The following is a 21715-nucleotide window of genomic DNA, read 5'->3' as shown; positions in this document are numbered from 1 at the left end:
CCTGGTGGCGCTGCCATTCCCGGTGTAATTACGTGAGAATTCCGGGTGCCTTCGCGCGCCCGTTCCGACTATGCCTGGAGGATCTTTGACGGCGCATCCAGAAGCGGGAATTCGCGCGTCCGGCCTGACCAAGTCGTACGTGTCGCCACGCGGTTCGGTGCGCGCGGTCGACGGCCTCGATCTGGAGGTCCGCGAGGGCGAGTTCTTCGGGCTGCTCGGCCCGAACGGCGCGGGCAAGTCGACGACCATCGCCATGCTCACCACCCTGGCCCGCCCCGACGCCGGCACCGCCGAGGTCGCGGGGGTCGACGTGCTGCGCGACCCGGTGCTGGTCCGCCAGCTGATCGGAGTGGCGCCGCAGCGCGACGCGCTCGACCGGCAGCTCGGCGTGGCCGCCAACCTCGAGTTCCGCGGGCGCATGTTCGGCATGTCGCGCCGCGCCGCGGTCCGGCGCGCCGACGAGCTGCTCGAACGGTTCGCGCTGGCCGACCGCGGCAAGGCCGGCGTCAACGAGCTCTCCGGCGGCCAGCTCAAGCGGCTCGTGGTGGCTCGCGCCCTGGTGCACGAGCCGCGGGTGCTCTTCCTCGACGAGCCCACCGCCGGCGTCGACCCGCAGTCCCGGCACAACCTTTGGGAACTGCTGCGCGAGCTGCACGCCCAGGGCCAGACGATCCTGTTGACCACGCACCACCTGGACGAGGCCGAGGCGCTCTGCGGGCGGGTGGCGGTGCTCGACCACGGCAAGGTGATCGCCTGCGACGAGGTGGCCGGCCTGACCGCCTTGGCCGGAGCCGACACGGTCGTCACCATCACCTACGACTCCGGCCCGCCCGACCGCGTCAAGGCGCTGGAGGAGCACGGGGCGGTGTCCCGGGCCGAGATCACCGGCACCACGGTGAAGGTCTTCACCAGCAGTCCCGAGGTCGTCCTGGCCGACCTGGTGTCCTACGGCTACGAGGCCGGGGCGCGGGTCACCGGCGCCACCACCATCCGGCCGAGCCTCGAGAGCGCCTTCCTCATGTTGACCGGACGGGAGTACCGAGAGTGACGACCACCACCGCGTCGGACACGACGGCGCCGGTCCGCCGGGTCAGCGCCTGGCACGCCTTCCAGGTCATGACCGTGCGAGACCTGCACGTGCTCCGCAACGACCTGCCTTCCTTCGTCACCCGGGTCGCCCTGCAGCCGGCCCTGTTCGTCCTGCTCTTCGCGTACATCCTGCCGAAGCTGGGTGGCGCGGGCGGGATCACCGGCTCGACCGGCGCCTCGGCGTCGACCGTGCTGATCCCCGGGCTGATCGGCAGCACCATGATCACGGCGGGCCTCGTCGCGGTGACCCAGCCACTGGTCATGGAGCTGGCGTACACCCGCGAGATCGAGGACCGGCTGCTCGCGCCGATCCCGACCTGGCACATCGGCGTCCAGAAGATCGTCTCCGGCGCGGTGCAGTCGCTCTTCGCCGGGCTGCTGGTCTTCGCCCTGGCCTACTTCGTCCACGCCGGCGGCCAAGGTCCCGACGTGACCGCCGGTCGTCTGCCGCTGCTCGTGCTCATGCTGGTCACCGCCGCGATCCTGTCGGCCGCCCTGGGCATGCTGGCCGGCACCGTTGTGGACCCCCGCAAGACCGCGACCCTGTTCACCGTCGTGATCTTCCCGGCCACGTTCCTGGGCTGCGTCTTCTACCCGTGGGCGGCGTTGAGCTCGGTGCGCTGGCTGCAGGTGCTGTCGCTGCTCAACCCCTTGGTCTACGTCAGCGAGGGGCTGCGCGCCGCGCTCACCCCGCAGATCCCGCACCTGCCGGCCTGGGCCTTCCTCCCCGCGATGACGGTGGGCACCGCGGCCGTGGTCTGGTTCGCGTTGCGGGCCTTCGTACGCCGGGTGTCCGCCTGACCGGCGCACGGCGGCCGGCCAGGCCGATCACACGGTTCGGGGCCGGGTCCTATGATGAGGCCATGGTGGACGAGAACGGCACGCCCGTGAGCTGGGCACAGCTGACCGAGCGGCTACGTGTGTCCCCAGGCGTCCCGGCGCTGGTGCTGCGCGGCGACTGGGACAACCGTCCGCCGGTGGCCGAGCCGCGACACGGCACGTTCCAGCTCACCCGCATGGTCGACGGGCAGTGGCTGCTCGAGGAGCCGATCGGCATGCCGAAGCTCGCCGGGCGCAGCGAGGCCCCGTCCACGTCGAGCGACCGGCGCGGGCCGGTCCGGGTGGGCGCCGAGGGCTGGTTGCGGGAACCGGCCGGCATGGTCGCCTCGCCGCTGTCCTGGTTCCCCAACCCGGCCGAGACCGAGGCGCTCGAGCTGCCCGGTCGCGAGCTGATCGCCGGTCGCGGCTGCACCCGCCTGCTGGTGAGTTACTCGCGGCACAGCATCCAGCGCGTGATGCTCTGGCTCGACACCGAGTGGCGGCTCGTGCTGGCCGCCACGTCGTACGGCCAGGCGCAGCCCGGCCGGCCGCGCTTCGAACTGCGTGTCACCGAGGTCGAGCGGGCCACGGCCGGTCAGGTCACCCGACACTCCCGGCTGGCCCGCGAGACCGTTTCCGTCTGACGCTTTCCGCCACACCGGCCGGCCCCGTTCGTACGGGCGCCGGCCGGTTGCGTTCGCGCGGCCGGCGCCCGCGTAACGGCGGTAATTGCCGATGATCAATTCCTCGCACGTGCCGAGCATGGGTGGATCAGCCCGGTGTCGTGTGAGGAGTGGGCCCGATGTCGATCGATGTCCGCCGGCGCAGGCTGGGTCCGCTCCCGGCCTTCCTCGACGTGTCTCCGACGGGGCCGGTGACCTGGGTGCAAGTGCCCCACGGCGACCCGATGTGGCTGGTCACCGACTATGTTCTGGGTCGCACGGTGCTGACCGACGCCCGCTTCAGCCGGGCCGCCGCCGCCCGGCCCGAGGCGCCGAGATGGAGCTCCCTCAACCCGTCACCCAACTCGATCATGAGCATGGACGGCGCCGCTCACGCCCGGTTGCGCCGGCTCGCCGCAGCCGCCTTCACCACCCATCGGGTCGCCCGGCAGGCGCCGTTGATCGAGAAGATCGCCGATGAGCTGCTCGACACCCTGGCGGCCGGACCGTGCCCCGCCGACCTGGTCGCGGGATACACCGCCCCGCTGCCGCTCGCCGCGCTGAGCGCGCTGCTCGGCGTACCCCAGGCCGACCGGCCGAAGTTCGACTCCTCCGTGGTGGCCCTGTTCGGCATGACCGAGGCCGGCGACGGCACCGTCCGGGCCCAGCACGAACTGCTCCTGGTCGACTACATGTCCTCGCTGGTCGCCGGCAAACGCCGGCAGCCCGGCGACGACGTGCTCAGCGCGCTCGTCCAGGCCAACGACGGCGGCGCGCTCTCCCGCGCCGAGCTGATCAGCTTCGGGCTGGCGCTGCTGATGGCCGGCTACGAGACCACCGCCGGTCAGCTGAGCATGTCGGTCCTCGCGATTCTCGCCGGCGACGCCGGTCCCGGGGGTGTGCCCGGCGCGGGGACGATCGAGGAGCTGATCCGGGTGACGCCGGCGACGCCGATGAGCTTCCCGCGGGTGGCGACCGAGGACGTGGAGCTGGGCGGCACGCTCATCCGCGCGGGGCAGGGCGTGATCGTCTCGCTGTTGCACTGCAACTACGACGAGGACGTGTTCCCGGCCCCGGAACGGGTCGACGGCGAGCGGCCGCCGCGGCACGTCACGTTCGGGCACGGCGTGCACCGGTGTCTCGGCGCGCCGTTCGCCCGCGTCCAGCTGGAGGTCGCGCTGACCCGGCTCGGGACGCGGTTCCCGGGCCTGCGCCTGGCTGCCGGCGACGACGCCGTGACCTGGTCGGACAGTTTTGCGACGCGGGGCCTGGCCAGGCTCGCGGTCGCCTGGTGACACGGAACCGAGGAGCTCAGGTGGCAGATGACGTCGTAGCGCTCGGCGAGGAACCGGTGGCGATCGTGGGCATGGCGTGCCGTGTGCCCGGGGCGGAGTCGGTCCGCGAGTTCTGGCGGCTGCTGCTCCGGGGCGAGGACGCCGTCGACGAGGAGGGCGGGCTCGCCGGGGTGAGCCGGTTCGACGCCGCGTTCTTCGGCATCTCGCGTCGCGAGGCGAACGTGATGGATCCTCAGCAGCGGATCGTGCTGGAACTGGCCTGGCAGGCGCTGGAGGACGCCGGGATCGTGCCCCACAACCGGCGCGGTGGTGACGCCGGAGTGTTCATCGGGGTCTGCGCGAGCGACTACCTGACGCTGCCCGGCGCCGACCCGGCCGAGCCGGCGCCCCAGCACGCGATGACCGGGCTGCACCGCAGCGTGATCGCCAACCGGGTGTCGCACCACCTGGACTGGCACGGCCCCAGCTTCACGGTGGACGCGGGTCAGGCCTCGTCCCTGGTCGCCGTGCACGCCGCCTGCGCGAGCCTGCGGTCCGGTGAGGCCGACCTGGCCGTCAGCGGCGGGGTGCATCTCAACCTGAGCCCGCGCAGCGCCTGGCTCGCGGCGGGTTTCGGCGGGCTGTCCCCGACCGGGCGCAGCCGGGTCTTCGACGCGGACGCCGACGGTTTCGCCCGTGGCTCGGGCGCGGCGCTGCTCGTCCTCAAACGGCTCAGCGACGCCGTCGCCGACCACGACCGCGTCTACGCGGTCATCCGGGGCAGCGTGGTCAACCACGGCGGCACGGGCGAGGGCCTCGTCGTGCCCAGCGCCGAGGCGCAGGCCGACGCCCTGCGGGAGGCGCACCGGCGGGCGGGCGTGGACCCGGCCGAGACGCAGTACGTGGAGCTGCACGGCACGGGCACCAAGGCCGGCGACCCCCGTGAGGCCCGCGCGCTCGGCGCCGTCTTCGCACCTGGGCGTGGGTCGCGGCCCGCGTTGCGGGTGGGCTCGGTGAAGACGAACATCGGCCACCTCGAGGGCGCCGCCGGCGGGATCGGGCTGATCAAGACCGCCCTCGCGGTGTCGCACGGCGAACTTCCGCCCAGCCTGCACTTCACCACGGCGCACCCGGACATCCCCCTCGACGACCTGCGCCTGCAGGTGCAGACCGCGCTGACGCCATGGCCCGACCCGCTCGCCGCCCGTATCGCCGGCGTCTCGTCCTTCGGTGTCGGCGGCACCAACTGCCACCTGGTCGTCGCGGAACCGCCGGCCTCCGTCGCCCGCCACGGCATCGTCGAGCCGGCCGGGGAACCGCCGTCCGATCCGCGGGTGCTGCCCTGGGTCGTGTCCGCGCGAACCGAAGCCGCGCTGCGCGCCCAGGCCGGCCGGCTGTGCGAGCGCCTGTCCTCGGGAGAGCCGGTGCGAGCGGTGGACGTGGCCTACTCGCTGGCGACGACGCGCGAGGTCATGGAGCACCGGGCCGTCGTGCTCGCCGGGTCGGTCAGCGAGGCCGAGCGCCTGCTCCGCCGGCTGGCCGGCGGTGAGACGCCGGCCGGGGTCGTGCTGGGCGTGGCCGATGATCCGCTGCGCCCACCGGCCGGCGGCGGGACCACGCCCGGCGTGGACGCGCCCGAGGGAACCGAGGCGCTGGCGCGTGCGTTCGCGGGCGGCGCCACCGTGGACTGGAGCGCCGCCTTCGCCGGGACGTCGCCGCGGGTGGTCGACCTTCCGCTGTACGCCTTCCAGGGCGAAAGCTACTGGTGGCCCGCCGAGGGCTCCGCCGTGCCGTCCGGTCGTCCGGCCGGGACCGGCGCCGAACCGCGCCCCGACCTGGCTGCCATGACCCCGGCCGAGGTCTACGACCTGGTCGCGGGCGAGGTGTCGGTGGTCGCGGGCGGCGGGGCGGTCGACGGCGGGCTGACGTTCAAGGATCTGGGTTTCGGGTCGTTGATGAGCGTGGAGCTGCGTAACCGGTTGGTGTCGGTGACCGGTCTGCGGCTGCCGACGACGGTGGTCTACGACCACCCGACGCCCACGTCGCTGGCCGAGTTCCTGGTGTCGTCGGCGGCGGGTGAGACGGCGGCGGAACCGCTGCCGACGACCGTCGCGAGCGCCGATGAGCCGATCGCGATCGTGGCGATGGGTTGCCGCTATCCGGGCGACGTCTCCTCGGCGGAGGGCTTGTGGGATCTGGTCGCGGCCGGCCGGGACGCGATCTCCCCGTTCCCCGTCGACCGTGGATGGGACACCGGCAACGGGCTGTCCTATGTGTCCGAAGGCGGCTTCGTGGCCGGAGCCGGCTCTTTCGATGCGTCGTTTTTTGGGGTGTCGCCGCGTGAGGCGGTGGCGATGGATCCTCAGCAGCGGTTGTTGTTGGAGGTTTCGTGGGAGGTTTTGGAGGGTGCGGGGATTGTTCCGGGGTTGTTGAGGGGTTCGGATACGGGTGTTTTTGTGGGTGGGGGTTCGTCGGATTATGGGCCTCGTTTGCATGAGTCGGTGGGTGGTTCGGCGGGTTATTTGTTGACGGGTACGTCGGCGAGTGTGTTGTCGGGTCGGGTGGCGTATTCGTTGGGTTTGCAGGGTCCGGCGTTGACGGTGGATACGGCGTGTTCGTCGTCGTTGGTGGCGGTGCATCTGGCGATGGGGTCGTTGCGGTCGGGGGAGTGTTCGTTGGCGTTGGCGGGTGGGGTGACGGTGATGTCGACGCCGGGGGTGTTTGCGGAGTTTTCGCGTCAGCAGGGTTTGTCGGTGGATGGTCGGTGTCGGGCTTTTTCTTCGGATGCGGAGGGTACGGGTTGGGCTGAGGGTGTGGGGTTGGTGTTGTTGGAGCGGTTGTCGGATGCGCGCCGGTTGGGGCATTCGGTGTTGGCGGTGTTGCGGGGTTCGGGGGTGAATCAGGATGGTGCGTCGAATGGTTTGACGGCGCCGAGTGGGGTGGCGCAGCGGCGGGTGGTGGAGTTGGCGTTGGGGTCGGCGGGTTTGTCGGCGTCTGATGTGGATGTGGTGGAGGCGCATGGGACGGGTACGAGGTTGGGTGATCCGATCGAGGCGTCGGCGTTGTTGGAGTCGTATGGGCGGGGTCGGCCGGTGGGTCGTCCTTTGTGGTTGGGTTCGTTGAAGTCGAATATTGGTCATTCGCAGGCGGCTGCGGGTGTGGGTGGTTTGATCAAGATGGTGATGGCGTTGCGGCATGAGGTGTTGCCGCGGACGTTGCATGTGGGTGTGCCGACTTCTCATGTTGATTGGTCGTCGGGGTCGGTGCGGTTGTTGGTGGAGGAGGTGGCGTGGCCGGCGCGGGGTCGGGTGCGTCGGGCGGGGGTGTCGTCGTTCGGGATTTCCGGCACGAACGCCCACGTCATCGTCGAGGAAGCGCCCCGCGAGAACGAGACGCCGGCGACAGCCGTACCGGGAATGCCGTTGTTGCTCTCGGCCAGGACGGACGCGGCGTTGCGGGCGCAGGCGAACGAACTGCGCCGGATGCTCGCCGGCGACCCCGGCGTCGGCCTGGATGACGTCGCGGCTGTGCTGGCGACCGGCCGCACCCACTTCGCCCACCGGGCCGCGGTCACCGCCACGGACTCCGCCGACGTGCCGCACCTGCTGGCCGCCCTGGCCGCCGGGGACGCCGACCCCCGCGTTCTGACCGGCACGGCCGGCGACACCGGCCGCACGGTGTTCGTGTTCCCGGGACAGGGCTCGCAGTGGGTGGGCATGGGAGGTGAGCTGGCCGCGGCGTCGCCGGTGTTCGCCCGGGAGTTGCGGGCCTGCGCCGATGCGCTGCGTCCGCATCTGGGTCTCGACGTGGTGGAGGTGCTGGATCGTCAGGACCCGGAGGACCTGGAGCGGGTCGAGGTCGTCCAGCCGCTGCTGTTCGCCGTGATGGTGAGCCTGGCCCGGCTGTGGGAGGCGTACGGCGTGCGGCCGGACGCCGTGGTGGGGCACTCGCAGGGTGAGATCGCGGCGGCCTGTGTGGCGGGTGCGCTGACGTTGCCGGAGGCGGCCTTCGTCAGCGCGGTGCGGGCCCGGGCGCTCACCGACCTGTCCGGCACCGGCACGATGGCGTCGGTCCCGTTGCCGCCGGCCGAGGTCCGCCGGCGGTTGGCCGAGTACCGCGACGTGCACGTGGCCTGCGTGAACAGCCCGGTTCAGACGGTGATCTCGGGGGACCGGGCCGAAGTGCGGGCCGTGGTGGAGCGCTGGCAGGGCGAGGACGTGACGGCCCGGCTGATCGCGGTGGACTACGCCTCGCACAGCCCGCACGTGGACGCCGTACGGGACAGCCTGATCACCACGCTGGCCGGGATCCGGCCGGTGTCGTCGGAGGTCGATTTCTACTCGTCCGTGCGGGCCGCGCCCCTCGACACGACCGGGCTGACCGCGGAGTACTGGTTCCGGAACCTGCGGGAGCCGGTCCGGCTCGACGAGACCGTCCGGGCGTTGATCGCGGCCGGGCACGGGACCTTCGTCGAGGCCGCCCCGCACCCGACGCTGATCGTGGCCGTCGAGCAGACCGCCGAGACCCTGCCCGGCGCCGCTCCGACCGTGCTGTCGTCGCTGCATCGTGACCGTGGCGGCCTCGGCGACTTCCACACCGTCCTCGCCCGGGCGCACGTCACCGGCCGCCCGGTCGACTGGACCGCCGTACGCGACGCCCCGATCCCGGCCGCCACCCGGTTGCGCGTGCCGACCTACCCGTTCCAGCACGAGCGTTACTGGCTGAGCCCCACCCGGCACCGCCCCGGCGACCACCCGATCCTCGGCGCCCGCGTCACCCCGGCCGGCCGCGACGAGACCATTCTGACCGGCACCCTCGGCCTGGCGACCCATCCCTGGCTGGCCGATCACGTCGTCGACGGCACGATCCTGCTCCCCGGCACCCTGTTCCTCACGGCGGCGGCCCATGCGGGGCTCGGGGTGGTCGACGAGCTGACCCTGCAGGCGCCCGCCGTGCTCGACCCGGCGGGCACCCTCGACCTGCAGCTGATCGTCGGCGCGGCCGGCGCGGACGGACGCCGCCCGCTCACGGTCCATTCCCGCGCCGCCGAGGACGACTGGCAGCAGGTCGCCACGGGTGTCCTCGGCGCGGAGGAACCGCAGGCCGGGCCGTCCCTCGGGGAGTGGCCGCCGCCCGGAGCCGCCGCCCTCGAGGACCCGTACGAGGGCCTCGCCGATCTGGGTTACGACTACGGCCCGGCGTTCCAGGGTGTCGAGGCGGCCTGGCGCGACGGCGACGAGATCTATCTGTCGCTCTCGCTGCCGGAGGACGTCACGACCGACGGGTACGCGATCCATCCGGCCCTGCTCGACGCGGCCATCCAGCTCGGGGCGCTGGAGACCGCCACCTCGGCCGGCGCGGTCATGCTCCCCTTCGCCTGGAGCGGCGTGCACGTGGCCGGTTCGGTGACGGGCTCGGCCCGGGCCCGGCTCACCCTCGTGCGGGACGACGCCGTGGCGCTCTCGGTCTGGGACGAGAACGGGCAGCCGGTGCTCGTCGCGGACCGGCTGACCCTGCGACCGCTGCCGGCGGGCAGCCTCGCCTCGCCCGCCGACACGGTGCGCCGGTCCCTGTTCCAGGTCGGCTGGGAACCCGTGGAACGTCCGGCGACCTCCCCGCTCTGGGACCGCGCCGACTGGGCGGTCGTCGGCGACGCCCCGCTTCTCGCCGGCCTGCGGACCGCGGCGGGCCTCGAGAGCCTCCTGGCCCTGACCGACGCGGCCGGGGCAGCCGCCCCGCCAGTGGTGTTCGCGCCCTTCCTCGGCGAGCGTGCCGGCCCGGAAACCGTCCCCGCCGCGGTGTCCGCCGTTCTGCGCGAGGCGCTCGCCCTGGTCCAGGAATGGATCGCCGAGCCCCGGGCCGCCGGCAGCCGGCTCGTGCTCGTCACCAGCGGCGCGGTCGTCACCGGGGACGATGCGGCGGAGATCGACCTGGTACGGGCGCCGCTGTGGGGATTGCTGCGGTCGGCCCAGTCCGAACACCCCGACCGCTTTGTGCTGCTCGACGTCGACGGGCCGGTCACCGCCGAGACGCTCGCCCGCGCGCTCGCCACGGCGGAGCCCGAGCTGGCCATCAGGGCGGACGAGGTGCTGGTGCCCCGGCTGACGCGCCACGTGCCCGGTGGCGAACCACGGCTCGAACCCGGCGGCGCCGTCCTCATCACCGGCGGTCTCGGTGCGCTCGGGTCGATGGTCGCCAGGCAGCTGGTACGCCGGCACGGCGTGCGCCGGCTCGTGCTGACCGGCCGGTCCGGGGCCGACACCCCCGGCGCCGCCGAGCTGGTCGCGGAGCTGGCCGCGCACGACGCCGTCGCCGAGGTCCGCGCCTGCGACGTGTCGGACCGTGAGGCCCTCGCCCGGCTGCTGACCGAGGTGTGCGCGACCGGCCCGCTCCATGCCGTCGTGCACGCCGCCGGGATCCTGCGCGACGTCACGGTCGGGCGGCTCACCCCCGCGCTCGTCGACGAGGTGCTCGCGGCCAAGGTGGACGCGGCCTGGCACCTGCACGAGCTCACCCGGGACCTGCCGATCCGGAACTTCGTGCTCTTCTCGTCGGTGGCGGGTGTTCTGGGCAACGCGGGCCAGGCCAACTACGCGGCCGCCAACACGTTCCTCGACGCGCTGGCGTGGCATCGCCGGCAGCTCGGCCTGCCCGCCACCTCGTGCGCGTGGGGCGTCTGGTCCCTGGACAGCGGCATGGCCGCCGGGCTGCGCCCGGAGGACCGGCAACGACTTGCCCGGACCGGGTTGCTGCCGATCGAGGCGGCCGAGGGCATGGCGCTGTTCGACGCGGTGACCGCGGTGGACGTGCCGGCCGTGGTCGCGACCCCGCTCGACACCGCGCTGCTCCAGCGCTCCGCCCGGGCGATCCTGTCCGGGCTGGTCCGCCGGTCCGCCGCGCGCCGGCCGGCCGACCGGCCGGACGTCGGCTCGGCCTGGGCCCGGCGCCTGCGGGAACGACCGGAGGCCGAGCGGCCCGAGGTGGCACTGCGGCTGGTCCTGAGCGAGGTGTCGGTGGTCTCCGGTGGCGGGGTGGCCGACGGCGGGCTGACGTTCAAGGACTTGGGTTTCGGGTCGTTGATGAGCGTGGAGCTGCGTAACCGGTTGGTGTCGGTGACCGGTCTGCGGCTGCCGACGACGGTGGTCTTCGACCACCCGACACCCGTCGCGCTGGCCGGGTTCCTGGTGTCGTCGGTGGTCGGCGATTCGTCGCCGCAGCCGGTCGGGCCGTCCTCGGTGATGTCCGCGGACGAGCCGATCGCGATCGTGGCGATGGGTTGCCGTTATCCGGGTGGTGTCGCGTCGGCCGACGATCTGTGGGATCTGGTCAGGTCGGGCGGCGATGCCGTCTCGCCCTTCCCGGTCGATCGCGGGTGGGACCTGGACGGTGAATTGTCGTACACGTCCGAGGGAGGTTTTCTGTCGGGCGCGGGTTTGTTCGATGCGTCGTTTTTTGGGGTGTCGCCGCGTGAGGCGGTGGCGATGGATCCTCAGCAGCGGTTGTTGTTGGAGGTTTCGTGGGAGGTTTTGGAGGGTGCGGGGATTGTTCCGGGGTTGTTGAGGGGTTCGGATACGGGTGTTTTTGTGGGTGGGGGTTCGTCGGATTATGGGCCTCGTTTGCATGAGTCGGTGGGTGGTTCGGCGGGTTATTTGTTGACGGGTACGTCGGCGAGTGTGTTGTCGGGTCGGGTGGCGTATTCGTTGGGTTTGCAGGGTCCGGCGTTGACGGTGGATACGGCGTGTTCGTCGTCGTTGGTGGCGGTGCATCTGGCGATGGGGTCGTTGCGGTCGGGGGAGTGTTCGTTGGCGTTGGCGGGTGGGGTGACGGTGATGTCGACGCCGGGGGTGTTTGCGGAGTTTTCGCGTCAGCAGGGTTTGTCGGTGGATGGTCGGTGTCGGGCTTTTTCTTCGGATGCGGAGGGTACGGGTTGGGCTGAGGGTGTGGGGTTGGTGTTGTTGGAGCGGTTGTCGGATGCGCGCCGGTTGGGGCATTCGGTGTTGGCGGTGTTGCGGGGTTCGGGGGTGAATCAGGATGGTGCGTCGAATGGTTTGACGGCGCCGAGTGGGGTGGCGCAGCGGCGGGTGGTGGAGTTGGCGTTGGGGTCGGCGGGTTTGTCGGCGTCTGATGTGGATGTGGTGGAGGCGCATGGGACGGGTACGAGGTTGGGTGATCCGATCGAGGCGTCGGCGTTGTTGGAGTCGTATGGGCGGGGTCGGCCGGTGGGTCGTCCTTTGTGGTTGGGTTCGTTGAAGTCGAATATTGGTCATTCGCAGGCGGCTGCGGGTGTGGGTGGTTTGATCAAGATGGTGATGGCGTTGCGGCATGAGGTGTTGCCGCGGACGTTGCATGTGGGTGTGCCGACTTCTCATGTTGATTGGTCGTCGGGGTCGGTGCGGTTGTTGGTGGAGGAGGTGGCGTGGCCGGCGCGGGGTCGGGTGCGTCGGGCGGGGGTGTCGTCGTTCGGGATTTCCGGCACGAACGCCCACGTCATCGTCGAGGAAGCGCCCGCGGCGGATCCGCCGGACCCCGGGCCGGCGACGCCGGGCCTGCCGTTGCTGCTCTCCGGCCGATCGGCCGCGGCGCTGCGGGGACAGGCGACGAGACTGCGCGAGATGCTGGCCGGCGACCCCGGCGCCGGCCTGGATGACGTCGCCGCGGCCCTGGCCACCGGCCGCACCCACTTCCCGTACCGGGCCGCTGTTTCCACCACCGACCCCGACGCCGTGCGAGAGTCGCTCGACAACCTGGAGCCCACCGAGCCCGGCGCGGTCCGGCCGCCGGTGGCGTTCATGTTCTCGGGCCAGGGCACCCAGCGGCCGGGCATGGGCCGGGAGCTGCACGCGCGGTTCCCGGTCTTCGCCGAGGCCTTCGACGAGGTGTGCGGGGCCTTTGACACCCACCTCACCCATCGCCTGGCCGACGCGGTGCTCGGGGACTCGGGCGCGCTCCTCGCCCGCACCGCCACCGCGCAACCGGCCCTCTTCGCCTATCAGGTCGCGCTCTATCACCTCGTGCTCGACTGGGGTCTGCGCCCCGACTACCTGCTCGGCCACTCCCTGGGCGAGCTGACCGCCGCCCACGTGGCCGGCGTGCTCACGCTCTCCGAGGCGGCGGCCCTGGTCGCGGCCCGCGGCCGGTTGATGGACTCGGTGCCCGGCGACGGCGCGATGCTCGCCGTCCAGGCCGGTCGCGAACGAGTGGCGCCGGAACTGGCCGATCTCTCGGACCGGGTGAGCCTCGCGGCCGTCAACGGCGAGCGGTCCGTGGTCGTCTCCGGGGCCGCCGACGCGGTCGCCCTGGTCGGACGCCGGCTCGCCGGCGCCGGCATCAGGACCGCGGCGCTGGACGTGAGCCAGGGCTTCCACTCGCCCCAGATGGACCCGATCCTCTCCGAGTTCGAACGGATCGCGGGCCGGCTGGACTACCGGCTGCCGACCGTACGCATGATCTCCGCCGTGTCGGGCCGGCTCTTCGGCGAGAACGAGCCGGCCGACGCCCGCTACTGGACCGAGCACATCCGGCGGCCGGTGCTGTTCGCCGACGCCGTCCGGGCCGCCCGGGAGGCCGGCGCCGAGTGCTTCGTGGAGCTGGGGCCGGACGCCACCCTGTCGATGCTCACCCGCGCGGCGCTGGGCGGCCGGGCCATCCCGTTGCAGCGCCGCGGCGAACCGGAGGTGCCGGCCCTCGTCGGCGCGGTCGGCGACGCCCACGTGGCCGGCGCCGACATCGACTGGACCCGGATCGTCCCACCCGGGGCGTCCCGGCGGGTCGGCGTCCCGACGTACGCCTTCCAGCACCGCCGCTACTGGCTCGAGACGGCGCCCGCGCGCCACCGGCGGTCCGGCCGTCAGGAGCACCCGATCCTCGCGCCGGCGGTGGAGGTGCCGGAGGCCGACCGAGTCGTGTGGACCGGTACGGTCTCCGTCCGCGACCACCCATGGCTCGCCGCGCACGTCGTGGAGGGCCGGGTCATCCTGCCCGGATCGGTCTTCGTCGAGCTGGCCCACCGGGCCGCCGTGGAGAGCGGATACGCCGGTGTCGCGGAGCTGGTCATCGAGCGCGCCCTGCCACTGCCCGCCGCGGACGGCGTCCGGCTGCGCGTGGTGCTGCACCGGCCGGCCGACGGCACGCGCGGTTCGCTCTCCGTCTACGCGGACTCGGACGGAGACGGAAGCTGGACACGGCACGCCGCCGGCGTACCGGCCGACGCGCTGCCCGGCGCGGGTGCGCCGGCGCCGCTGCCGGCTCCCGTGCTCCCGGTCGGCCGGGACGAGATCTACCGCCGGCTCGACGCCCGTGGTCTCGTGTACGGCTCGGACCTGCGCGCGGCCTCGGTGATGTGGAGCGACGGCGACGCGGTCTACTCCGAGGTGGAACCGGCCGCGACCCTGCAGACCGAGGCCCCGGGGTACGGCCTTCACCCCGCTGTTCTGGATGCGGCGCTGCACGCCGTCGAGGCCTCCGCCCCGGGCGGCGCCGGGCCCCGGGTCCCGTTCGCCTGGACCGGCTACCGGGTGTTCAGCCCCGGCGCGCCGGCGGCCCGGGTACGGGTCACGCGCCTCGCCCCGGACACCTACCGGGTCGACCTGCGGGATCGGACGGGCGCCGCGATCGCCGTGGTCGACTCGCTCCGCCTGCGTCCCACCGGAGGTGGCACGCCCCGCCCTACGCTCCAGCTCCCGTCGGACGAGAACTGGCGATTGGAGTACGCCGGAGCCGGCTCGCCCGACCGCATCAGGATCGTCCCGGCGGCACGGCCCGACCGGTCGTTGCGACCGGACGAGGTACGGATCGCCCTGCACGCCGTCGGGCTGAACTTCCGCGACGTGCTGACCACCCTCGGCCTCGTGTCACCGGCGGCCGGCGCCCAGGGCGGATCGCTGGCCCAGAACGTCGAGGCGTCCGGCGTGGTCCTGGCGACCGGCTCCGACGTCGACCGGCTCAAACCCGGCGACCGCGTGATGGGCCTGGTCGACACGATGAGCCCGCTGGCCGTCGGCGACCACCGGTTCCTCACCGGGGTGCCGGCCGGCTGGTCGTTCGAGGAGGCCGCCTCGGTGCCGATCGCCTTCCTCACCGCGTACTACGGGCTGGCCCGGCTCGGCCGGGTCGCTCCCGGCGAACGGGTCCTCGTGCACACCGCGACCGGGGCCGTCGGTATGGCGTCCGTGCAGGTCGCCATGCACCTGGGTGCCGAGGTCTACGCGACCGCGAGCCCGCCCAAACAGGCCACCCTGCTCTCGATGGGTCTACCCCCCGAGCGCATCGGATCGTCGCGGGACGCCTCGTTCGAGGAGCGGTTCCGCCGCGCCGAGGGCCTCGACGTGGTGCTGAACTCCCTGGCCGGTCCGCTGACCGACGCGTCGCTGCGGCTGCTGAACTCCGGCGGACGGTTCCTGGACATGGGCAAGACCGACATCCGGGACCCCCGGTCGGTCGCCGCCCGGTACGACGGGGTGTCCTACTGCCAGTTCGACATCCGCGATCCCGGGCCCGAGGGCGTGCGGGTCCTGCTCGACGAGATCATGAGCCTGTTCGACAAGGGAACCCTCGCACCGGTCCACACCGTCGTCCGGCCGGTCACCGAGGCGCCCCAGGTGTTTCGCCACATGGCCGAGGCGCGGCACATCGGCAAGCTGGTCCTGCGGGTCCGGGACCGGCCGGACGACGCCGCCCGGGAAACGGCGCCGGACCCCGACCCGGCGCCCCAGGAAGCCCCGGGTACGGCATTGCTGGAGCTGGTCACGGCCGCGGTGATCGAGGTGCTGGGCATGGAGGCCACCGAGACGGTCGCACCGGCCGCCCAGTTCCGTGACCTCGGCCTGGACTCGCTGGGCGCGATCGAGCTGCGCGACCTGATCACCGAGCGGACGGGGGTGTCGCTGCCGGCCACGCTGATCTTCGACCACCCCACGCCACGGGAGCTCGTCGCCCACCTGACCACGGAGCTCGGCCTCGACGGACAGGCGGGTGACGGCGATGGCGGTGCGTAGCGAGGAATGGACGACCGTCTTCCACCGCCGGCCGGGCGGCCCGTACCGGCTGGTCTTCTTCCCGCACGCCGGGGGCTCGGCCGGGGCGGCCGCCCCGCTGGCCGCGGCCGCGCCACCGAGCGTGGAGGTGGTGACGATGCAGTACCCCGGCCGGCAGTGGCGACGCGCCGAACCGGCGGCCGCCGACCTCCGGGAACTGGCCCGGTCGGCCGCCCGGGCGCTGCTGTCCACCCCGGAGACGCCGACCGTGCTGTTCGGCCACAGCATGGGCGCGATCGTCGCGTTCGAGACCACCCTGCTGCTCGACGAGGTTCGGCCCGGACTCGTCAGCCGGCTGTTCGCCTCCGGCAGCGGCGCGCCGACCCGCCCGCGTCGGATGACCCTGACGCCCGAGGCCGGCGACGACGACCTGGTCGAGGAACTGCGGCGGATGGGCGGCACCGATGAGGCGCTGCTGGCCGACCCGGAAGCGCTGATGCTCATGCTGCCTCCGCTTCGCCACGACTACCGGCTCATGACCGCCTACTCGGTCCGGCCCGGTGCGCGGGTCATCGCGCCGATCACGGCGCTGTTCGGCGAGGACGACGAGGCGACGCCGCCCGACGCCGCCGCCGCGTGGGCCGGGCACACGGACGGCGACTTCGAGCTGCGGACCTTCCCGGGCGGCCATTTCTACCTGGGTCGCCGCCGGCGCGAGGTCATCGATTCGATCCTGCGGCACTTCCCCGCGTCGGAGGCGTCATGGCGTACGGCGATCTGACCGCCGAGATCTACCTGGCCGGCCTCTCGGGCGTCCGGCCGTCGCTGCCGACCGACCTCACGAAGCTGGCCGAGGCGGCCCGCCGGGTGATGAGCGCCGATGCCTTCGGGTACGTGTCGGGCGCGGCCGGCACCGGAGCCACCGACGCGGCCAACCGGGCCGCGTTCGACGGCTGGCGCATCGTCCCGCGGGTGCTGCGTGACGTGCGCAGCCGCGACCTGACGACCGAGGTGGCCGGGCACCGGATGCCCGCGCCGGTGCTGTTAGCCCCGATCGGCGGCCAAGGTCTGGCCCATCCGCGGGGCGAGGCCGGCAGCGCGCGGGCGGCGGAGGCGCTCGGGCTGCCGTTCGTGCTCTCGACGGTCAGCACGGTCGGGCTGGAGGAGGTGGCCGAGGCGAACGGCGCCGGAACCCGCTGGTTCCAGCTCTACTGCGTGAACGACCGGGCCGTGACGGCGTCGTTGGCCGACCGGGCCGAGGCCGCCGGGTACACCGCCCTGGTCGTCACCGTCGACACTCCGGTCATCGGCTACCGGCCGGCCGATCTCGACGCCGGGTTCCTTCCCCCGCTGCACGGCCACGGCGCGGCGAACATCGTGGACGACCCTGCCTTCCGGGCCGGCCTCGAGCCGGGCGCCGACCAGCGGGCGGTCCTGACCCGCTGGGCGGCGGTCTTCTCGAACCCGGGGCTCACCTGGGACGACATCGCCTGGCTGCGCGGCCGGACGCGGCTGCCGGTGCTGATCAAGGGCGTGCTGCACCCGGACGACGCCCGGCGGGCGAAGGATCTCGGGGTCGACGGTGTGGTCGTCTCCAACCACGGCGGCCGGCAGGTGGACGGCGCGATCGGCGCCCTCGACGCGCTGCCGGCGGTCCGCGCGGAGGTGGGCGAGGACTTCACCGTGCTGTTCGACTCGGGTGTGCGGACCGGCGCCGATGTGGTCAAGGCGCTGGCCCTCGGCGCGGACGCGGTGCTCTACGGACGGCCGTACGTGTACGGCCTGGCCCTCGGCGGCAGCGACGGCGTCGAGCACGTGATGCGGTGCCTCCTCGCCGAGTTCGACCTGGCGCTGGCGGCCTGCGGCGGCACGAGCCTGCGGGACCTCACCCCGCGGTGTCTCGTCCGCGCTGCTCTCTGACGGCGGCGCGGGCGATAGATCGTAGCCGATCTTTTGGGGTCTCGAAACGGCCGCGGGGGAGCGGTAATTCGGGATTGAGCGGGGAGGCCGGCGCGGTTACCTTCTGGTCAGCGGTCACCGATCGCTCGCCCGGCCTGGCCACATGTCCACATCGGACTCTTCTCTTCGCCGTGCCCGCGCTCTTCGACGAGGGGCTGCCATGACCGCTGACGGGGGAATCGCGCGCTGCGGGGGATGCGGGAGCGCCCTGGCCTCGGTCGTCACCCGCTACTGCTCCAACGCCTGCCGGCAGCGGGCATATCGTCGCCGGGTCGTCGGATCGGCCCGGCTGAGCACCTTTGTCGGACGCGATCACGACCTGGCCGAGGGCCGTCGCATCCTGCGAGGCGCCCGGCTGCTGACCGTCACCGGACCGCCCGGGGCCGGCAAGTCACGGCTGGCCCAGGAGATCGCCGGCCGCGGCGCCATGGTCGTGGACCTCTGCGACCCCGGCGCTCTCGCCCGGGTCGACCTCTCCCGGGTGGGTGAGCTCCTCGTGCTCGACAACTGCGACCGCGTCCTGGAGACCTTGGGGCCGGCCGTGATGGACCTGCTCGCACGCCACCCGCACCTGCGGATCATCACGACCAGCCGGGAGCCGTGGCGGCTGTCCGGCGAGGTCACCTACCGGCTGTCCGGGCTGTCGCTGCCGGACGAGGGCATGACCGGCTCACCGGACGAGTGCCTGCGGGCCGACGCCGTACGGCTGCTCGTCGACCGCGCCGTCGCGGCCGACCGGACCTTCACCCTCAACCGGGAGAACGTGGCGGACGTGGCGGCGATCTGCGTGCTGCTCGACGGGCTTCCGCTGGCCCTGGAGCTCGCCGCCCAGCTGTTGCGCGCGCTGCCCGTGGCCGAGGCCCGGCGACGCGTGGCCGAGGAGCCGGCCGTGCTCGGGCAGGGGTGGCGTACCGCCGATTTCCGCCACCGCAGCTGGACCGCCGCGCTGCGATGGAGCTACGACGGCCTGACCGAAGCGGAACGCGTCATCTTTCGCCGGGTGTCGCTGCTGCCCGGCACGTTCAGCATCGAGGCGGTTCAGGTCGCCTGCCCGGACCTCGCCGCCGAGGCGCCGCTGCGGCTGGTCGGCCTGGAGGCGAAGTCCCTGATCACCGCGCGGCCGACCGGTTTCACGGTGCCGAACTCGGTTCGGGGATTCGGGCGGCGGGAGGCGATCGAGGCGGGTGAGCGCGAGGACGTCCTGGAACGACTGGCCGCCTGGCTCGGCGACCTCTCCCGGTGGCGGGTGGATCGACCCGAGGATCTGGAGCGGCTCTGCGCCGAGCGCGACACCGTCCGTACCCTCCTGGACTGGCTGGCGCCGACCTCCGACGAACGCCGGCTCAGCCTGGCCTGGGCGCTGGGCGTGATTGATTCGGCGACCGGCGGCGACCCCGTCGAAGCGCTGTCCGCCGTCGAGCGCGCGTTGCCGGTCGCCGGCCGTTACCGTGCCGAGGCGTACGAGGCCGCGCTCCTCCTGGCCTGTTGGAACGGCCACGGTGAGCGAGCGCTCCGGCTGGCCGCCGAGGGGGTACGGGTCGCCGCCGGTGTCCCGCTGGCGAGACTTCGGGTGCTGGCCGGCCTCGCTCAGGAGATGTACGGCGACCGCGCGGCCGTGCCGTCCGACCTGCTCGCCGCGCTCGAGATCGCCCGGCGCCACGACGACGTCCGGCTCGTGGCCGTGTGCCGCGGCCACCTCGCCCGGCACCTGCTCCAGCACGGCCGGCCGGACGCCGCCCGCACCCTGCTCGCCAAGAGCCTCCCGGTCCTGCGGGCCGCCGCCCCCTCACCGGACATGTGCGCCGCCCTGGTGACCGCCGGCGCCCTCTCGCTCGACCGGGACGACGTCGACCGGGCAAGCACGTACTTCACCGAGATCCTCGCCGTGCCGTACCGGCCGGGGGTCTGCGACGCGGTCGTCGGCCTGGCGCTGTGTGCCGTACGCACGCGCAATTTCGAACGCGCCCTCACCCTCATCGCCGCCGCCGCGGGCCGCCACAGCTCGGCGCTGCTGCTCTTCCCGTCCTGGCGCGACCAGCTCGACCCGGCCCACGCCATCGCCACCGGCGCCCTGTCCAAGTCGCAGGCCGCGACCGCGGTCACCACCGGCCGGCAACTCACCCATGAGCAGCTCGTCCGGTACGCCCGCGAAGGCTGCTCGACCGCCCGCCGGCACGGCGACGACGTGCTGACCCCCCGCGAGTGGGAAGTCATCCACCTGGTCATGGACGGCCTGACCAACTTCCAGATCGCCCACCGCATGTTCCTGTCGGTCCGCACGGTCGAGACCCACATCCGCAACATCCGTACCGTTCTGGACCTGCGTTCGCGAGCCCACATGGCCGCCTGGGCGGCCCGCCGCAGCCAGCGGGCGGCTTAGCCCGCGGCCACCACGGTCAGGATCAGGTCGTGGGTGACGGCGAAGCGGCCGTGCAGGAGGCTCAGCGGCGGGTTGCCGTCGATCCTGGCCCCGTCCACCAGGAGTGTCGCGGTGAACGTGCCGGCATCCGGGTCGATGGCCAGGCGTGCCTGCTCGAAGCCCAGCCAGCGCCGGGTCACCGGGAACCAGGCCTTGTAGACCGACTCCTTGGCGCTGAACAGCAGCCGCCCCCAGTGCGGGCCCGGGTGGCTGCCGGCGAGCCGGTCGATCATGGCCGGCTCACCCGGCACGGTGATCGACCCGGCGACGCCCTCGGGCAGCGGCGCGTTCGGCTCGGCGTCGATGCCGAGCAGGTCGACATCGGCGGCACGAGCCACGGCCGCCGCCCGGTAGCCGGCGCAGTGCGTGATGCTGCCGACGATTCCGGCCGGCCAACGTGGCTCGCGTCTGGGCCCGGAGAGGATCGGCGCGTCCGGGTAGCCGAATGCGCGCAACGCCGTCCGGGCGCATCGGCGGGCGGTGATGAACTCGCGCCGACGGGCCTCCACCGCTCGGGCGATGAGATCTTCCTCGCCGGGAAAGGGAGCCTCACCCGGCACGTCGTCGAACGCCTCGACGGCCACGACCGCCGGAGGCAGCAGCGCCTTGATCACGCGGCGCCCTCCAAGATGCGCCGTACCGGTCGCGGGGTGTCACCACGCCTTCTCCACTCCCGCGGATAGCCGAGCGACACCTCCTCGAAGGGCACCCCGTCGTACGACGTCGAGCGAGGGATGTGGAGATGGCCGTACACCGCGGCCGCGGCCCGGAACCGCAGGTGCCAGTCGGCCGTGCGGTCGGTGCCGCACCACTGCGCGAACTCCGGATGCCACATGATCTCGGTGGGCTCGCGCCGGAGCGGCCAATGGCTGACCAGCACGGTCGGAAGCGCCGGGTCGATGGCGGCGAGTCGCTTCTCGGTCTGCGCAAGCCGGGCGGAGCACCAGGACTCCCGGTCGGGATAAGGGTCGGGGAAGAGCAGCATCTCGTCGGTGCAGACCACCCCCGCGTCGTACGCGCGCTGGAGCGACTCCTCCTTCGTGGTCGTGCCCGGCGCCCGCCACGAGTAGTCGTAGAGCAGGAAGAGCGGAGCAACGACGACCGGCCCGTCGCGGCCCGGCCAGACCGGGTATTCGTCCTCGGGGCTGACCACGTCCAGCGTCCGGCACAGGTCGACCAGGGCCCGGTAACGCTCGTCGCCGCGCAGCTGCACCGGGTCGCGGGGATGTGTCCACAACTCATGGTTGCCGGGCGCCCAGATCACCTTGGCGAACCGGTCGCGCAGAAGGCGCAGCGTGGAGGCGATGCCGTCGAAGAGCTCGCCCACGTCGCCGGCGACGATCAGCCAGTCATCCTCGGAATCCGGTCGAATGCGGTCGATGACCTCGCGATTTTCCTCGTAGGAGATGTGCAGGTCACTGACCGCGAGCAGGGATGCCGTCACATCGACGATCCTGCCAGAGCTCACCTTCGCCGAGCCGCCACCGGTCTGGTGATCTCAGCCGCGGTCCGCGCGTGACC

Annotated in this window: 10 protein-coding genes; 8 read left to right on the top strand and 2 right to left on the bottom strand. The window is 72.8% G+C overall.

Translation table 11 applies throughout. The annotated features are described in order from the left end of the window. Positions 1-85 precede the first annotated feature (85 nt). From AB0M54_RS41940 to AB0M54_RS41905, 8 genes are all read left to right on the top strand, one after another. The gene (locus AB0M54_RS41940; protein ID WP_364331428.1) at positions 86-1048 is read left to right on the top strand and encodes an ATP-binding cassette domain-containing protein; all 963 of its coding nucleotides are present in this window, start codon (positions 86-88) and stop codon (positions 1046-1048) included. Beyond that, positions 1045-1890, top strand: a complete 846-nt coding sequence (locus tag AB0M54_RS41935) for an ABC transporter permease (RefSeq protein WP_364331431.1) — start codon at positions 1045-1047, stop codon at positions 1888-1890. The genes AB0M54_RS41940 and AB0M54_RS41935 overlap by 4 nt, the downstream gene beginning before the upstream one ends. Before the next feature lie 62 nt (positions 1891-1952). Beyond that, on the top strand, positions 1953-2552 hold the full coding sequence (locus tag AB0M54_RS41930) for a hypothetical protein (protein ID WP_364477876.1): 600 nt from the start codon (positions 1953-1955) through the stop codon (positions 2550-2552). A 158-nt stretch (positions 2553-2710) separates the two neighbouring features. Beyond that, entirely contained in the window at positions 2711-3865 is a 1155-nt protein-coding gene (locus AB0M54_RS41925) for a cytochrome P450 (RefSeq protein ID WP_364331436.1), read from the top strand. Positions 3866-3885: 20 nt separating this feature from the next. Continuing rightward, the gene (locus tag AB0M54_RS41920; RefSeq protein ID WP_364477873.1) at positions 3886-15837 is read left to right on the top strand and encodes an SDR family NAD(P)-dependent oxidoreductase; all 11952 of its coding nucleotides are present in this window, start codon (positions 3886-3888) and stop codon (positions 15835-15837) included. Continuing rightward, positions 15824-16597, top strand: coding sequence for an alpha/beta fold hydrolase (locus AB0M54_RS41915; protein ID WP_364331445.1), 774 nt, complete (start codon positions 15824-15826; stop codon positions 16595-16597). Before AB0M54_RS41920 ends, AB0M54_RS41915 begins: the two co-directional genes overlap by 14 nt. After that, positions 16579-17736: an alpha-hydroxy-acid oxidizing protein gene (locus AB0M54_RS41910; RefSeq protein ID WP_364477870.1), complete on the top strand. Its 1158-nt coding sequence runs from the start codon at positions 16579-16581 to the stop codon at positions 17734-17736. The genes AB0M54_RS41915 and AB0M54_RS41910 overlap by 19 nt, the downstream gene beginning before the upstream one ends. Before the next feature lie 199 nt (positions 17737-17935). Further along, complete coding sequence (locus AB0M54_RS41905; RefSeq protein WP_364477867.1) at positions 17936-20155, top strand: LuxR C-terminal-related transcriptional regulator; 2220 nt, start codon at positions 17936-17938, stop codon at positions 20153-20155. Here AB0M54_RS41905 and AB0M54_RS41900 read toward each other — a convergent pair. Both AB0M54_RS41900 and AB0M54_RS41895 read right to left on the bottom strand, forming a co-directional pair. Beyond that, positions 20152-20808: a 4'-phosphopantetheinyl transferase superfamily protein gene (locus AB0M54_RS41900; RefSeq protein ID WP_364477864.1), complete on the bottom strand. Its 657-nt coding sequence runs from the start codon at positions 20806-20808 to the stop codon at positions 20152-20154. The two genes, AB0M54_RS41905 and AB0M54_RS41900, sit on opposite strands and share 4 nt — an antisense overlap. Beyond that, the gene (locus AB0M54_RS41895) at positions 20805-21638 is read right to left on the bottom strand and encodes a metallophosphoesterase (RefSeq protein ID WP_364331457.1); all 834 of its coding nucleotides are present in this window, start codon (positions 21636-21638) and stop codon (positions 20805-20807) included. The genes AB0M54_RS41900 and AB0M54_RS41895 overlap by 4 nt, the downstream gene beginning before the upstream one ends. Between the last annotated feature and the right edge of the window lie 77 nt (positions 21639-21715).

It is taken from the genome of Actinoplanes sp. NPDC051470, from assembly GCF_040682035.1.
Taxonomy (GTDB): Bacteria; Actinomycetota; Actinomycetes; order Mycobacteriales; family Micromonosporaceae; genus Actinoplanes.
Note: the sequence above shows the minus strand (reverse complement) of the source record. Positions and strands in the feature narration are given on the sequence as shown.